The organism is Paraburkholderia sp. J94 (genome assembly GCF_905220285.1).
Lineage (GTDB): Bacteria > Pseudomonadota > Gammaproteobacteria > Burkholderiales > Burkholderiaceae > Paraburkholderia > Paraburkholderia tropica_A.
The window spans coordinates 171296-185825 of sequence record NZ_CAJMZH010000010.1 but is presented as its reverse complement, the minus strand read 5'-3'; the positions used below and the strand labels follow the sequence as shown (position 1 = coordinate 185825).

General features: G+C 64.2%; 16 protein-coding genes. 3 read left to right on the top strand and 13 right to left on the bottom strand.

Annotated features, from left to right (window positions below):
- Positions 1-17: 17 nt before the first annotated feature.
- The 7 genes from U4Y88_RS22710 to U4Y88_RS22680 all read right to left on the bottom strand — a co-directional run bounded on the left by U4Y88_RS22710 (position 18) and on the right by U4Y88_RS22680 (position 4734).
- The gene (locus U4Y88_RS22710) at positions 18-299 is read right to left on the bottom strand and encodes an MSMEG_0570 family nitrogen starvation response protein (protein WP_321786536.1); all 282 of its coding nucleotides are present in this window, start codon (positions 297-299) and stop codon (positions 18-20) included.
- A 28-nt stretch (positions 300-327) separates the two neighbouring features.
- The gene (locus tag U4Y88_RS22705) at positions 328-1356 is read right to left on the bottom strand and encodes a sll0787 family AIR synthase-like protein (protein ID WP_321786534.1); all 1029 of its coding nucleotides are present in this window, start codon (positions 1354-1356) and stop codon (positions 328-330) included.
- Complete coding sequence (locus U4Y88_RS22700) at positions 1356-1883, bottom strand: MSMEG_0567/Sll0786 family nitrogen starvation N-acetyltransferase (RefSeq protein WP_321786532.1); 528 nt, start codon at positions 1881-1883, stop codon at positions 1356-1358. The genes U4Y88_RS22705 and U4Y88_RS22700 overlap by 1 nt, the downstream gene beginning before the upstream one ends.
- Complete coding sequence (locus U4Y88_RS22695; RefSeq protein ID WP_321786530.1) at positions 1880-3001, bottom strand: MSMEG_0568 family radical SAM protein; 1122 nt, start codon at positions 2999-3001, stop codon at positions 1880-1882. Before U4Y88_RS22695 ends, U4Y88_RS22700 begins: the two co-directional genes overlap by 4 nt.
- The gene (locus tag U4Y88_RS22690) at positions 2952-3977 is read right to left on the bottom strand and encodes a Nit6803 family nitrilase (protein ID WP_224017373.1); all 1026 of its coding nucleotides are present in this window, start codon (positions 3975-3977) and stop codon (positions 2952-2954) included. The genes U4Y88_RS22695 and U4Y88_RS22690 overlap by 50 nt, the downstream gene beginning before the upstream one ends.
- A gap of 18 nt (positions 3978-3995) precedes the next feature.
- Positions 3996-4478 (bottom strand): MSMEG_0572/Sll0783 family nitrogen starvation response protein, encoded by a 483-nt coding sequence (locus tag U4Y88_RS22685; RefSeq protein WP_224017375.1) that lies wholly within the window; start codon positions 4476-4478, stop codon positions 3996-3998.
- Between the two features lie 97 nt (positions 4479-4575).
- Entirely contained in the window at positions 4576-4734 is a 159-nt protein-coding gene (locus tag U4Y88_RS22680) for a hypothetical protein (RefSeq protein ID WP_321786528.1), read from the bottom strand.
- A 122-nt stretch (positions 4735-4856) separates the two neighbouring features.
- Here U4Y88_RS22680 and U4Y88_RS22675 point away from each other — a divergent pair, with 122 nt between their 5' ends.
- The gene (locus tag U4Y88_RS22675; protein ID WP_224017381.1) at positions 4857-6248 is read left to right on the top strand and encodes a PLP-dependent aminotransferase family protein; all 1392 of its coding nucleotides are present in this window, start codon (positions 4857-4859) and stop codon (positions 6246-6248) included.
- 36 nt (positions 6249-6284) lie between these two features.
- On the opposite strand, the gene U4Y88_RS22670 is transcribed toward U4Y88_RS22675, so the two are convergent.
- Together U4Y88_RS22670 and U4Y88_RS22665 are read right to left on the bottom strand one after the other, a co-directional pair.
- The gene (locus U4Y88_RS22670) at positions 6285-6689 is read right to left on the bottom strand and encodes a DUF934 domain-containing protein (RefSeq protein ID WP_321786526.1); all 405 of its coding nucleotides are present in this window, start codon (positions 6687-6689) and stop codon (positions 6285-6287) included.
- Positions 6686-8476: a nitrite/sulfite reductase gene (locus tag U4Y88_RS22665; protein ID WP_321786524.1), complete on the bottom strand. Its 1791-nt coding sequence runs from the start codon at positions 8474-8476 to the stop codon at positions 6686-6688. Before U4Y88_RS22665 ends, U4Y88_RS22670 begins: the two co-directional genes overlap by 4 nt.
- 388 nt (positions 8477-8864) lie before the next feature.
- Between U4Y88_RS22665 and U4Y88_RS22660 the strand changes: the two genes are divergently transcribed.
- Both U4Y88_RS22660 and U4Y88_RS22655 read left to right on the top strand, forming a co-directional pair.
- Entirely contained in the window at positions 8865-10280 is a 1416-nt protein-coding gene (locus tag U4Y88_RS22660; RefSeq protein ID WP_321786522.1) for a PLP-dependent aminotransferase family protein, read from the top strand.
- A gap of 98 nt (positions 10281-10378) precedes the next feature.
- A complete protein-coding gene (locus tag U4Y88_RS22655) occupies positions 10379-11071 on the top strand; it encodes an isochorismatase family cysteine hydrolase (protein ID WP_321786520.1) in 693 nt (230 codons plus the stop codon).
- A gap of 32 nt (positions 11072-11103) precedes the next feature.
- Here the strand turns inward: U4Y88_RS22655 and U4Y88_RS22650 are convergent, their stop codons facing one another.
- From U4Y88_RS22650 to U4Y88_RS22635, 4 genes are all read right to left on the bottom strand, one after another.
- Entirely contained in the window at positions 11104-11946 is an 843-nt protein-coding gene (locus tag U4Y88_RS22650; RefSeq protein WP_321786518.1) for an ABC transporter ATP-binding protein, read from the bottom strand.
- On the bottom strand, positions 11943-12830 hold the full coding sequence (locus U4Y88_RS22645; protein WP_321786516.1) for an ABC transporter permease: 888 nt from the start codon (positions 12828-12830) through the stop codon (positions 11943-11945). The genes U4Y88_RS22650 and U4Y88_RS22645 overlap by 4 nt, the downstream gene beginning before the upstream one ends.
- Positions 12787-13431, bottom strand: coding sequence for a hypothetical protein (locus U4Y88_RS22640; RefSeq protein ID WP_321786514.1), 645 nt, complete (start codon positions 13429-13431; stop codon positions 12787-12789). The genes U4Y88_RS22645 and U4Y88_RS22640 overlap by 44 nt, the downstream gene beginning before the upstream one ends.
- A gap of 284 nt (positions 13432-13715) precedes the next feature.
- Positions 13716-14501 carry a creatininase gene (locus U4Y88_RS22635; protein WP_321786512.1) on the bottom strand — a complete coding sequence of 262 codons (786 nt, stop codon included), beginning with the start codon at positions 14499-14501 and terminating at the stop codon, positions 13716-13718.
- Positions 14502-14530 lie beyond the last annotated feature (29 nt).

Sequence of the window (14530 nt, the reverse complement as noted above, 5' to 3'; positions counted from 1 at the left end):
TTTCTCCTTGTGAAGTTTCAGTCGATGCGCACGACAGTGACGACCTGGGCGTCCTGCGCGCGAAAGGGTTCGGCGCGGCGTTCAATCGCCGCCCATTGATCCATCGCCGACGAGCACGCGTAGCCGAACTTCTCGCGCACGCGTTCCGAGGCCGCCGCGAGCCCGTCGCGCGCGCGCGCCAGAAAGACGTCGAGCGGATAGTCGCCGGGGCGCAGGTACTCGCGCACGATGGTCGAGGGCGAATAGCAGCGTTCTTCCTCGCCGTCGGGCCAGCGCACCACGAAATGCGTTACAGGCATGGGGTTCTCCTGATTGTCAAACACGCGTTTAAACGCGCGGCGTATCCCACGCGCGGGTCGCGCGGCGGTCGGCGGGAACGATGAATTCGCCTTCGTCGAGCCGCCAGGCCGTACGTGTTTCGCCGCGCCATTGCAGATCGATCGTGGGTTCGGCGTGCACCTCGCCGATGGTTTCGCAGGCGATGCCGCGCGCGTCGAAACACGCGCGTACCGCATCGACGTTATGCGGCGCGACGCTCAGCAAGTAACCGAAGCTCGGAAAGACCTGCATCCAGCGAGAGAGCGCAACATCAGCCGGACGCGGCACCGCGCCGAGATCGATACGCACGCCCACTTGCGAGCACTCCGCGAGCATCATCGCGGTGCCCGCAATGCCGGCCATGCTGATGTCCTTGGCCGCTTCACACAGCCCTGCCTCGGCGATCTGCGCCAGCACCGCGAGATCGCCGCGAATGCGTTCGGCGGGCGCTTCCGTGGCCGCATTCCAGTACGGATACGGCTCCACGAACGCGCCGCGCAGATCGACCGCCATCATCAGCCGGTCACCCGCGCGAGCCGCGAAGCTGGAAAGCAGACGCTTCGCTTTACCCACGATCGCAACGGCAAGCTGCGTGCGTTCGCTGCGCGCGTTGCTATGCCCGCCAACGATCGGAACGCCGAGTTGCCGCGCCGCCGCTGCCATGCCTTCGAGCACCGGCGTCGCGCTCGCCAGGCCGTCGCTCCAGATCACGTCGACGACCGCGAGCGGACGGCCGCCCATCGCGCACACATCGCTCACGTTGACTAGCACCGAGCAATATCCCGCGAACCACGGCATCGCGTCGATCAGATCGCTCACCATGCCTTCGGCCGCGAACAGCAGATAGCCGTCGCCATCGGGCAGCGCGGCGCAGTCGTCGCCCGCGCCCATCACCGCGGAGCTATCGGTGTAATCGGCGCCCGCGAAGGCCGCGAGCACGGGCGCGATATCGGTCTTGTGCGCGACACCCCGGCTCGCGCGCACGCTCGCGACCAGGTCGTCGAGCGTCGTTGTGTCGAGCGTCGTGTTATCGGCCATCACGCGGCCCTCCGCTGATCGACCACGAAGCCGAGATAAGGCGTCGCGCACGGCGGATACTCCGCGAGGTCGGCCTGCATGCGGTGATGCTCGCGCCCGAACAGCATCGTCACATCGAGCGTGCGCCAATGCAGGCGGCGAAACAGCGGCGCGTTCTGCGCCTGCACGTGCGCGAGAAACGTCTCGCAGCCGAGCGCATGCGCGCTGCTGACCGCGAGCCGGATCAAGGTCGCGCCGATGCGGCCGTGTCGGCGAAAATCTTCGCTCACGGCGAGCCGCGAGCCATACCATGTCGTGCCGCAATCGGCCTCGTCGCGCCGATGAATGCGCACGGTGCCCACCACGCGCGCGTCGCAAACAGCCACCAGCAATTGCGCATGTGTGTCGACGGCATCGAGATCGTCATGCTCGAACAGGCCTTGCTCGGCGCAGAACACCTCGCGCCGCAACGCGTAAGCGCCGTCGATCTCCCAGCGTTCGCGCGCCCAGCGCACCACGATTTCCGAACTCGAATCGATGTCGTTCATGCCGCCACCTTTTCGAACGACGACAACGACGAGCACGCCCCGCACTTGCCGCAACCCGCCTTGATCTCGTCGGCGCGCAAACCGGCTTCACGCACCATCGCGCCGAGCGGCGCGAGAATCGCGCGCATGAATTCGGGCGTGGGCGGCGCGTGGTCTTCGAGCGGCGTGCCCGAGATCGGTACGAAGGGCACCACGAACGGATACACCCCGAGCGTGACGAGGCGCTGCGCCGTGTCGAGAATCAGCTCGGGCGTGTCGCCGAGGCCCGCGAGAATATAGGTGCTCACCTGGCCGCGTCCGAACACTTTCACCGCCGCCTCGAACGCCGTCATGTAGCGGCTCACAGGCACCGTCGCCTTGCCAGGCATGATGCGTTCGCGCAGCGCGTCGCCGAGCACTTCGAGATGCATGCCGAGCGTGTCGATACCCGACTCGCGCATGCGCGCGAACCACGCGTCGTCGTCGGGCGGCTCGCACTGCGCCTGGATCGGCAGATCGACGGCGCGCCGGATCGCACGCGCGCTATCGCACAGCACGGCCGCGCCGCGATCGGGCGTGGGCGGCGTGCCGGTCGTCAGCACCATATGCTTGACCTTGTCGAGCAGCACAGCCGCGCGCGCGACTTCCGCCAGTTGCTCGGGCGTCTTGTGCGCGACCGTGCGGCCCGCCGCCAGCGACTGCCCGATCGCGCAAAACTTGCACGCCTTCTTGCGGCTCTCGTAGCGAATGCAGGTTTGCAGCACCGTGGTCGCGAGCACGTCGGTGCCATGCAGCGTCGCGATGTGCGAGTACGGCACGCCGTCGAGCGTTTGCAGCTTGTAGAAGCGCGGCGTCTTCGCGAACGCGATCTGCGCGACCGGAATGGTGCCGCGCGCGAGCACGCTGACGCCGTTCGCATCGGGCGCCTCGGCCACGAACGCCGACTGATGCGCGCCATGCGTATGCACCGGCACCATCAGCGTGACGCCGTCGATCACCACGGCTTTGTGATCGGACGGCCCCGCGCCGCCGCGACGCGACAGCCCGGCGGCGTCCGGCGTGGCGAGCCGCAGGCCGCTCGACTGCAACTCAGTCAACAGTTGCAGTTTCGATTCCGGCAGATTGACGCTGGCATTCATGCTGAACACTCCATGAAGGGGCGACGCCCGCTTCGTCGAAAGAAACCACGGGCGTGGCGGGCCGCTCGTTGATCGCGAGACTGAGGAGTTCGGGGCGCGCGTAGTGGCCCACCGAATCCATCATGCGTTTGCGTTTGGTGATGAGCGCCATGTCGAGATCGGCGATCACCATGCCTTCGCCTTCGCGCAGCGGCGCGGCGAGATGCTGCCCCTCGGGCGACACGATCGCGGCATTGCAGCCGCCGCGCAGCGCTTTTTGCAGCTTGGGATCGGGCGTGATCGATTCGATCTGCGCATCGGTCAGCCACCCCGTTGCGTTCACGACGAAGCAGCCCGATTCGAGCGCGTGATGGCGAATCGTCACTTCGATCTGCTCGGCGAAGATCGGACCGACGAGCGAGCCGGGAAACTGGCTGCAATGAATCTCTTCGTGCTGCGTCATGAGCGCGTAACGCGCAAGCGGGTTGTAGTGCTCCCAGCACGCGAGCGCGCCGACGCGGCCCACCGCTGTCTGCGCGACCTTGAGACCGGCGGCGTCGCCCTGCCCCCAGATCATGCGCTCATGAAACGTCGGCGTGAGCTTGCGGCGCTTCACTTTCAACTGGCCGTCCGCGTCGAAGATCAGTTGCGTGTTGTAGAGACTGCCGTGATCGCGCTCGTTCACGCCGAGCACGATCACCATGCCGTGCTCGCGCGCCAGCGCGGCCACGGCATCGGTCACGGGACCGGGTATCGTCACCGCTTCTTCGTAGAGCCGCAGATGTTCCGCGCCCGATTGCACCGGCGGCAGCACGAACGAGAAGTACGGGTAGTACGGCAGAAAGGTTTCGGGAAACACCGCGAGCTGCACGCCCTGACGCGCGGCCTCGACGATGGCGTCGCACACGCGCGCGAGCGTGCCGGCGCCCGAGGTGAGATCCGGCGCGATCTGCACCGCGGCGGCGCGCACGATGCGCTTCGAAGATGGAGTCGACATGGCGATACCCGTGCGTGCTCAAACAGTCCAGGTATCGATCACGAGCGCGTTCGACTTGCGATGCAGCAGCTTCAGATCGAGCACGTCGAGCGGATTGATCGGGCGCACGCCTTCGATCAGCGCCTTCTCGGTCTGACCGTAGAGCGCCTGCAACGCAAAGCGGCACGCGTAGACCTTGCCGCCTTCGGCCATGAATTTCATCAGCTGGTTATTGAAGTTCAGATGACCCGGAAACGCTTCGGCGCCGAGCGTCGGAAAACCGCGCTGGACGCCGAGCATCACGCCGGGGCCGTACAGCAGGATCGACGTTTCGAAGCCCTTGCGTTGCAGACGCGTGGCCTGCAGCATGTTCACGAAGCCGATCGAGCCTTCGAAGGCAACGGTATGGAACGTGACGAGCGCTTTCTCGCCGGGTTCGGCTTTGACGTCCTCGAACACTTTCTCTTCGTAATCGACGAGAAAGTCGCCGGTCTTGTGGGCGGGCGTGTTGATGGCGGGCATTGCGTGACTCCGTTCAATGATTGAGGACTGGTCCGACCGGTGGCCGGCGTCTCTCATTTCGCAACGGCTATGCCATCAAACAGCGCGTGTCATGCGATCAATTTCCAATCATTGCCGCCTGTCGCGAATGATCCAGGCGAATTTTTCTGCGCGCCTGGCGCGCGAAGCCGGGCATGGAATCGGCGGAACGATTCACGTCATGCAATGCCCGCCCGCGCATGGGGCAGAGAATCATCGAATCGGTGCCTGCATGCATCAAATCGGATCATTCAATGCAATCAGGCGCGATCAATTGATTTATTTTTCGGCGCGCATCGTCACTAGAATGAAGAGGCCCATCCTTCACGCAATTCTTTACGCGATTGCTCGCGCACGTCCATGTCGAACGTTACCGCCCATTGGCTCAAGCGGCTCGCCGAAAGCGACAAGCCGGTTTATCAGACGATTCCCGATCTCATCGAGGAAGATGTTGCGAGCGGACGCCTGCGCCCGCGTGATCGTCTGCCTGCGTTACGCGATCTCTCCGACGCGCTGAAGATCAACTACACCACGCTCGCGCGCGGCTATGCGGAAGCGCGCAAACGCGGCCTGATCGATTCGCGCGCGGGCAGCGGCTCGTATGTGCGTGGACGCCCGCCTGCCGTGCCGCTGCGTGCGGGCACGGCGCTCGAAATGACGATGAACATGCCGCCCGAGCCACCCGACATGACGGCGCTGCTCGCGGAATCGGCGGCGCAGATTATCGGTGCCGCCGACGCGTGGTCGATGCTGCGCTATCAGGATTTTGGCGGCACGCAATTCGAGCGCGGCGTGGCGAGTCAATGGCTGCGCCATACCGTGCCTTCGCATCGCGCCGATGCCGTGCTCGTTTGTCCCGGCATTCATAACGCGCTGGTGGCGTTGCTGTTGCGGCTCGTGAAGCCTGGCGAAACGATCTGCGTCGATTGCGTCGCGTATCCGGGCCTGAAGGTCATCGCCACGCAGTTGGGCATGACGCTCGCGCCGCTGCCGCGCGACGACGAAGGGCTCGACGCCAACGCCTTCGAAACGCTCTGCAAAACCCGCAAGCCCGGCGTGCTCTACTGCAATCCCACGCTGCAAAATCCCACCACGCGCACGCTCTCGCAGAACCGCCGCGAGCATATCGCCGATATCGCCTTGCGCTACAACGTGCCGATCATCGAGGACGACGCCTACGGCATGCTCTGCGAGACGCCGCCCGTCGCGCTCGCGACGCTCGCGCCCGAACTCACTTACTACGTGACCGGGATGTCGAAGTGTTTCGGCGCGGGTTTGCGCGTGGCCTACGTGGTCGCGCCCAGTTCACGCCATGCGGAACGGCTCTCGGGCGCGCTGCGCGCGACCACCGTGATGGCGAGTCCGTATATGTCGCATCTCGCGGCGCGCTGGATCGAGAACGGCATCGCCGAGCAAATGCTCACAGCCATTCGCGACGAATGCGCGGTCCGCCAGCATATCGCCGCGCAGGTGTTCGCCTCGCGCGAGATCGAGACCTCGAAGCATTGTTTTCATCTCTGGCTCACCGTGCCGCGCGAAACGGGCTGGAGCGCCTCGGAACTCGCCTCGCATCTGCGCACGAAGCAGATTGGCGTGGTATCGGGCGCGGCCTTCAGCACCGACGGCAATCCGCCCAATGCCGTGCGGATTTGTCTGGGCGGTCCCGGCGATGCGCTCGCGATGGAAGAATCACTGCATCTCGTGGCCGATATGCTCGATCATCCCGATCATCTGCATTCGCCGATGCTCTGAGCGAAGCACCGGCGAGTGGCCAATTCAAGCGTCGCGTTATTCGCGCACGACCGATTGAAACGGCGCATCGCCCGTGACGTCGCCCTGATAAAAACCGGCGAATCGCATCAGTTGTGCGCGCGCCTCGTCGAGCGAAGCGCCGTCCTGCAGCACGGCGCTCGAAAATCCCGTGCGCGCGATCTGGAGCACCTGATCCGGCAGCACGTCGCCGCAAGCACGCAGATCGCCTTTAAAGCCGAGACGTCGGCGGATCAGATACGCCTGGCTGAATGCGCGTCCGTCGGTGAATTGCGGAAAATCCAGTTCGACGCGCTGCGCGGCAAGGATCGATTCGGCATGCTCGAAGGGATCGGCGTCGTTCGGCAGCGTCACGACTCCATCGCACCGTTCTGCATCATGCTCGGCGCGATCGAGCAGCTTGAGTTCGAGACGGGACTTCATGCGAAACTCCGCTGCTGCGTTCGCGCTTCGTTCGCGGCCGCCTTGAAGGGTTCCAGTCCGACACGCCGCACGGTATCGACAAACTTCTCCGCACCGACACCCTCGATCGGCAAGCGTGTTTGTCGATAGACGCGCAGTATCGCCTCGATCGCCTCCGGCACCTCGCTCGCGGAAAACGACGGCCCGATCACCTTGCCCGCTTGCGCTACACCGCTCGCGAGCGTGCCGTCCGAGCCGCCCAGCGTGATCTGATACCACTCCGCGCCGTCCTTATCCACGCCGAGAATGCCGATGTGTCCGCTGTGATGATGCCCGCACGAATTGATGCAGCCGCTGATGTGCAAATCCACTTCGCCGATATCTTCCAGTTCGTCGAGATCCTGATAGCGCTCCATGATCGCGTCCGCGATGGGCAGCGAGCGCGCATTCGCCAGCGCGCAAAAATCGCCGCCGGGACAAGCGATCATGTTCGTCAGCAGATCGACATTCGCGCTCGCGAGACCGGCTTGCGACGCCGCTTCCCACAACGCCAGCAAATCGTCTTCGTGCACCCACGGCAGCACGATGTTCTGCGTATGCGTCACACGCGCCTCGCCAGCGGAAAAGCGGTCGAGGAGATCGGCGACGCGTTCGAGTTGCTCCGCCGAGGCGTCGCCCGGCGCCTGATTCAGGCGCTTGAACGACAGCGTGACGATCCGCAAGGACGGCACCTTGTGCGCCGCGACGTTGCGTTCGAGCCAGCGCGCGTAACGCGGCGTTGCAGCAGCCGCAGCACGCGAATGCGCGGCGGTGTCGGGCGATGAAGCACGCTGCGCGAGCGCGGCCGGCGGCTCGAAGCAGGCACGCACGCGTTCGAGTTCGCCAGGCGGGATCGTGTGCGGGCCGCCGTCGCGCTCCACGATCTGCCGGAATTCCTCTTCGACTTCGTCGATGTAGCGCTGCCCTTCGGCCTTGACGAGCATCTTGATACGCGCCTTGTATTTATTGTCCCGCCTGCCGTACTGGTTGTAGACGCGAACAATCGCCTCGATGTAATTCATGATCTGATTCCACGGCAAGAACGTTCGAATCACGGTGCCGATCATCGGCGTGCGCCCCATGCCGCCGCCCACCCGCACACGAAATCCCAGTTCGCCTGCGGTATCGCGCACGAGTTCCAGGCCCACGTCGTGCCAGGCTGTCGCGGCGCGGTCGTCATGCGCGCCGGTGATCGCGATCTTGAACTTGCGCGGCAGAAACGCGAACTCGGGATGCAGCGTCGTCCATTGACGCATGATCTCCGCAAAGGGACGCGGGTCCTCGATCTCGTCCGGCGCCACGCCCGCCCGCTCGTCGCAGGAGATATTTCGAATGCAGTTTCCGCTCGTCTGAATGCCGTGCATATCCACGGTCGCGAGCAGATCCATGACATCCGCCGCCTTCGCGAGCGGAATCCAGTTGAACTGCACGTTGGTCCGCGTCGTGAAGTGCGCGCAATGCGTCGGCAGACGCGTCGTGCCAAGCTGCCCCTGGGCGGCCAATGCGGCCGCATAGACTTCGGCTTGGGGATCGTCGTACTCGCGAGCGACGCGCGCGAGTACGCGCAACTGCGCACTCGACAGTTCGCCGTACGGTACGGCCACGCGCAGCATGGGCGCATGCCGCTGCACGTACCAGCCGTTCTGCAGACGCAGCGGACGGAAGGCATCTTCGCCTAGCCGTCCATCGCTCCAGCGTTCCAGTTGATCTCTGAACTGCCCGGCTCGTTGCCGGAGAAAGGCACGGTCGAATTCTGTGTAGCGGTACATGTCGCGCGCGTCGAACCAAAATGGAGCCCAGAAATTACGCCGATTCGCCACGCAGTGACAGTAGCAGTTGGCGACGAAATGAGCGCAGCAGATTCGTGGCGGTTCGCCGCACACGACATGCCGCGCCCATAGAAAAAGCCCCCGGACATTGCTGTCCAGGGGCCAGGCGTTCGCCGCGCTACAGGCAAAACAGAGCCGCGAACTCTGCGGGTTTAGGTGATGAACCGGGCACTCGCGCAGTAATCCCCGCCCCGCTTGCAGAACAACCTCAATGCGGCGGAGCGCTGAACGGCATCATGCGCGCATTCGAGGTCCGCGCACAGAAGCAGTCGGCGATAAAATCGCCGTAGCAGATCGATCTCGCCAGCCTTCGCTCACACGGACACCTATGACTCGCTACGAACGCCTCGCGCAAACCATGGCGGCAGAAATACGCTCAGGCAACGTAGCCGCCGGCTCGCGCATGCCCTCGCTGCGCCAGATCATCGCCCAGCACGGCGTGAGCCAATCGACCGCCGCGCGTGCGTACCATCTGCTCGAACAATGGGGACTCGTGCTGGCCGAAGAACGCTCGGGTTACTTTGTCGCGCCGCTGCCGAAAGCGAGCAAGGCCGATACGCCCGCCGCACCCGATGAAGCCACCACGGTGGATATCAGCGAACTGGTGTTCTCCGTACTCGATGCGGCCAGGCGTCCAGGTATCGTGCCGTTGGGATCCGCGTTTCCCTCGCCAACGTTCTTTCCCATGTCCCGTCTCGCCAAGTCGCTCGGTCACGCGGCGCGCAGCGTCAGTCCGTGGAGCACGGTCGTCGACTTGCCACCCGGCAATGAGAATCTGCGCCGGCAAATTGCGTTGCGCTACATGCGTATCGGTATTTCGCAGCCCGCCGACGAGATCGTCGTGACCAATGGCGCGCTCGAAGCGCTCAATCTCTGCCTCATGGCGGTGACGCAGCCGGGCGACGTCGTCGCGGTCGAATCGCCGGGGTTTTATGCCGCGCTTCAGGCGGTCGAGCGTCTGGGCTTGCGGGCGGTCGAGATTCCCGTCGATCCGCATACCGGTCTCGATCTCGATGCGTTGGCGAACGCGCTGCGCAAGCATCCGATACGCGCCTGCTGGTTCATGACCAACTTCCACAACCCGACCGGCGTAACGCTTAGTGATGCCAGGAAAAAGGCGCTGGTCGAACTGCTCGCCCAACACGAGGTGCCGCTCATCGAAGACGATGTCTACGGCGAGCTGCACTTTTCCCCGAACTACCCCAAGCCCGCGATGGCCTTCGACCGCAACGGCCTCGTGATGCATTGCAGTTCCTTTTCGAAAACGCTTGCGCCAGGCTACCGAATCGGTTGGGTAAGCGCAGGCCGCTTCGCGGAGCGCGTGCAACGACTCAAGCTGATGACCACGCTTTCCGCGAGCATTCCTGTGCAGGCCGGTATTGCCGACTATCTGGAACATGGCGGTTACGAGCGTCATCTGAAGAAAATGCGTCTCGCGCTGCGCGAGCAGCGCGACGCCATGTCCGCCGCCATCCGCCGCTGGCTGCCTGACGATACGCAATGGACCATGCCGGAAGGCGGCTATTTTCTCTGGCTGCGCTTCGAGGAAGCGATCGACGCAATGGAATTGCATCGACGTGCGATCAGCCGCGGGATCAGCGTCGCGCCCGGCCCGATTTTTTCGGCGACGTCCGCATTCGCGCATTGCATTCGTTTGAATTTCGGCCACCCGTGGTCGCCGCGCATCGACACTGCCATTCGCACGCTTGGGGAAGTGCTCGCTGAAACGGTAAAGGGTGTTTGAAGCGGGTGCCATCGACGCGCCCTTTTGCAATTCATTGCCTCAGTGATCACGCAATATTGTCGACCTACACTGGCAGCTTGATCGTTACGTCCACCACCATGAAGATCACCGCCCAGCCCTACGACTTTCCAATCACCGGTGCACTGTCGGTCGCGTCGACCGCGCTCGTCATCATCGACATGCAACGGGACTTTTGCGATCCGCGTGGCTACATGGGCGCACGCGGCGCCGATGTCGGACCTGCACGCGCGATCGTGCCGCGCATTCAACGCGTGCGTGAACGCGCGGCCGCGCTCGGCATGAAGATCGTGCATACGCGCGAAGGACATCGGCCTGACCTCTCCGATCTTCCCGAAAGCAAGCGCCTGAAGACCGCGAACGCGGGCGCGGAAATCGGCAGCCGAGGCCCGCTCGGCAGGCTGCTGGTGCGTGGAGAAACAGGCTGGCAGATCATCGACGAACTCCAGCCGCGTGAATCTGAACTGGTGATCGACAAGCCCGGTACCGGAGCCTTTCACGCAACGGACCTGCATCACGTGCTCACGGTCTCCGGCATATCGAGGCTGATCCTGACCGGCGTGACGACCGGCGTTTGCGTGACCAGCACGGCACGCGAAGCGAGCGATCGCGGCTATGAGGTGCTCGTGCTCGAAGACTGCTGCGCCGAGCCATGCGCGAACGATCACGCCGACGCGATTCGCTTGCTGCGCATCGAGGGCGGGTATCTCGCCGCCACCGCGCGTTCGGACGACCTGCTTGCCGCACTGGAGGCGATTGCGCCGCGCGCCTGAGCGTGCGGCGCACCGATGCGCCACTGCGCGGCTCAGGCCGCCGTGCGTGTCAGTTGCTCAAGCATTTCGAGGTCGGTTTTCATGCCCGAGGTCTCGCGGATGCGCGCCAGAATCTCGCGTTTGAGCGCATTGAATTCCGGGGAGAGCTTCATCTCCGGATTGCGCGCGGCGGGCAACGGGACGGGGTAGATCGTGTCGATGCGCCCGGGCCGCGGCGCCATCAGCACGACGCGGTGGCCGAGATAGATGGCCTCTTCCACGTCGTGCGTGACGAACACGATGGTGGACTTCTCCAGTCCGTGTACGTGGAGAATCAGATCGTGCATGACCTCACGGGTCTGCGCATCGAGCGCGCCGAACGGCTCGTCCATCAACAGGATGGACGGCTTGCCCTGCAGCGCGCGCGCGATTGCCACGCGCTGCTGCATGCCGCCCGAGAGCTGGTTGGGAAACGCGTCGGCCACGTGCGAGAGCCCCATCAGACGCAGCAGCGCATCCGCGCGGCCGCTCGCCACTTCCACCGCGCTCGAAGTCAGGTTGCGCCGGTTGGTCTTGAGACGCCGCGAAAACTGGATATTCTGCCGAACCGTTAGCCACGGGTACAGGCTGTAGTGCTGGAACACCATCGCACGATCCACGCCGGGGCCTTCAATGGCTTGTCCGTCGACGCGAACCGCGCCTTCGTCGACAGTTTCCAGCCCGCCGAGAATGCGCAGCAAGGTGGATTTGCCGCAACCCGATGCCCCCACCAGCGTGACGAACTCGTTTTCCTGCACGTTGAGTTCGATGCCGGCAAGCGCACGCACCTGTTCGCTGCCGCGCCCAAAGTACTTCGATACGTGTTCGATCGAGACTTTCGAGGAAGAATTGATCATCGCTTGGCCATCCATTTTCCAAAACAAAGCCGGTGAACGAGCCGGAATAACTGATCGATCAGGAGTCCGATAAGGCCGATCAGCAGAATGCCGCCAAATATCCGGTCAGTTTGTAGATAGCGTTGTGCCTTCAGGATCGCATAGCCGAGCCCTGAGTTGGCCGCCACGAGTTCAGCGACCACGAGATACGTCCAGGCCCATCCCATCGTGATGCGCAAGGTGTCCAGGATGGCCGGACGCGACGACGGAAAGATCACGAGGCGTATCATCTCCTCGCGCGTCGCGCCCATGGTTTGCGCGGCTTCGATCTGCGTGATCGGCACCGCGCGCACATTCTCGGCGATCATCAGCACCATCTGGAAGAACGTGCCGATAAAGATAATCGCGACCTTCGATCCTTCGTCAATGCCGATCCACAGCATCACGAGCGGGATGAACGCCACAGCGGGCATGTAGCGGATAAAGTCGGTCAGCGGCTCAAGCAATGCCTGTACCGGGCGAAACGTGCCGATCAACAGGCCGAGCGGCAGCGCAAACACGACCGAAAGCGCCCAGCCGCCCACCACGCGCAAGACGCTGATTGAGATATCGTCGGCGAGACCGTCGTCGGTCCACCAGCTCACGATCCGATGCACGACGGCGCCAGGCCCTGGCATGAATGTCGGATCGACGAGCCCGGAAACGGACAAGGCCCACCACGCGAGAATCGGCACGATCAGACCCGTCAAGGCGAATCCGATATAGACGCGGCGGCCGATCTCGCCGCGCACGGCCCACAGTGGCGCAGAGCGGATTTTTGTCGCAGCGGGCGGGACCCGCATTTCGCGAGCTGTCGCGTGTTCAGTCGTCGACATGATGGCTCCTTGAGTCATGGGTTCCGGCAAGTTCGGCAGTGTCGGCTTCCTGGTCGAGCCCGAAGGGCAAACTGCACCCCTCACGCCAGGGGTGAGTCGACAGTGCAATGACAGGCTTCAAGCCAGGGGATGCCGCGACATGCCCGAGCGATATTTCAAAATCGAGCAGCGCGCGGGCCTGTTCGAGCGAGACGGCGGGGTCGGCGACGACTTGCGCCAGCGTGCGTCCGCGATGTTGCGCCAGCCATGCCGTCGCCGTCGAAGAACGCGCACGTGCAAACATGAAGAAGCTGCCGGCGCGCGCCAGAAAGCACATCGGCTCGTCATCGTCGGCGTGCTCACGGGGCGATTCGCCCGGTGCATCGGCAGCCAGCAACGCCGCGCGCGGCAGGCGCGCCGCCCACGTCGGGCCTGCGGATTCCGGCTCGCGTTCCCAGCGCTCGTGATAGACGGCGTCCACGCCGTCTTCGAGCAGCACGTCGGGCGATTCGAAGCACATCGTGCCGATATCGCGCGTGTCGGCCGGCGGGTTGAAGTCGATTTGCCGATGCCATGTGCAAACCTCGGGCACGCCCGGCGCGATCGCGGTGAAGCCCGCGAAGCCCTGCTGTCGCGCGAGTTCGACCAGCATGTCGCGCGGCAGCGCTTCGAGTCCGCGCACGCCGTCGAAACCGGCGCGGTCCGCACGCACGCGCACGTCCACGTGGACACGCGCCGTTTGCAGCCAGAACACGCGCGTTGTGCGGTCTTCGTGCCCGGCTTCATCGCGCAACAACGTGCGCCGCCACACGCCACGGTAGCGCTGCGGAACACGATCGGCGGCGGCGGCCCGGTCGAGCCACGCGCTTGTCTCGACAACGGCTGCGTCCGTCTGATTCATCAGAGCAGTCATATCCGGCTCGCTCCCGTTTCAGGTCAGGACAGGTCCGAGAATTCCGCGCGCAATGCGGCGGCCACTCGCGCGACCACCTCCTGCGCGAGCAAGGCGCCCTTTTCGCCGCTCGCGCCGCGTGCCGACGAAAGCACACCGGAGAGCGGCACCCAGCCCGTGCGTGTCGGGTAGGTGTCGTAGGCCGGAAAATCGGCGGGCGGTTCGTCGGGAATCTTGTCGGTCGACACCAGGTCGGGGTGGTAATGCAGCATCATCGACGTTTCCATCACCGCCGCATGTTCGAGCGCAAAGCCGGGGAAGCCTTCGGGAAACACCTTGGCGAGCGTCGGCGCGGTCAGGAAATCCCAGTACTCCAGCCGGACGACACGCAGTGGCGGCGTGCGCGTGCCCTGCTGAGAGAGGTCGCGCATGGCCAGCTCGATGCCTTCCGTGAGGAACCACTGGTTCTCGTAGTGCCCGTCGATCAACGCAAGGCGACGCACACCATGCCGGGCGAATTCGCGGATCACATCGCGCGTCATCTGGCTCAGGTTGTTGCCGTCGAGACTCGTCGTGCCGCAGAAGTGCTGGCCGCCGCCGCATTTCGGCTGCGAACGGTAGCCGTAATTGAATGCGGGCGCAACGATTCCCCCAAGCTGGCGCGCAACGTCCAGCGCCACCGCGCTCGACAGGAGCGCATCGGTTCCAAGCGGAAGATGCGGGCCGTGCTGTTCAAGCGCGCCGCAAGGCAGCAGCACGATGGCCTCGTCCTCGAGGATGCGTTGTCGGTAGTCGACCCAGCTCAGATGCTGCATCAGGTGAGAATTCATTAAGCCATCCTGTGATCGGGTAACGCGTT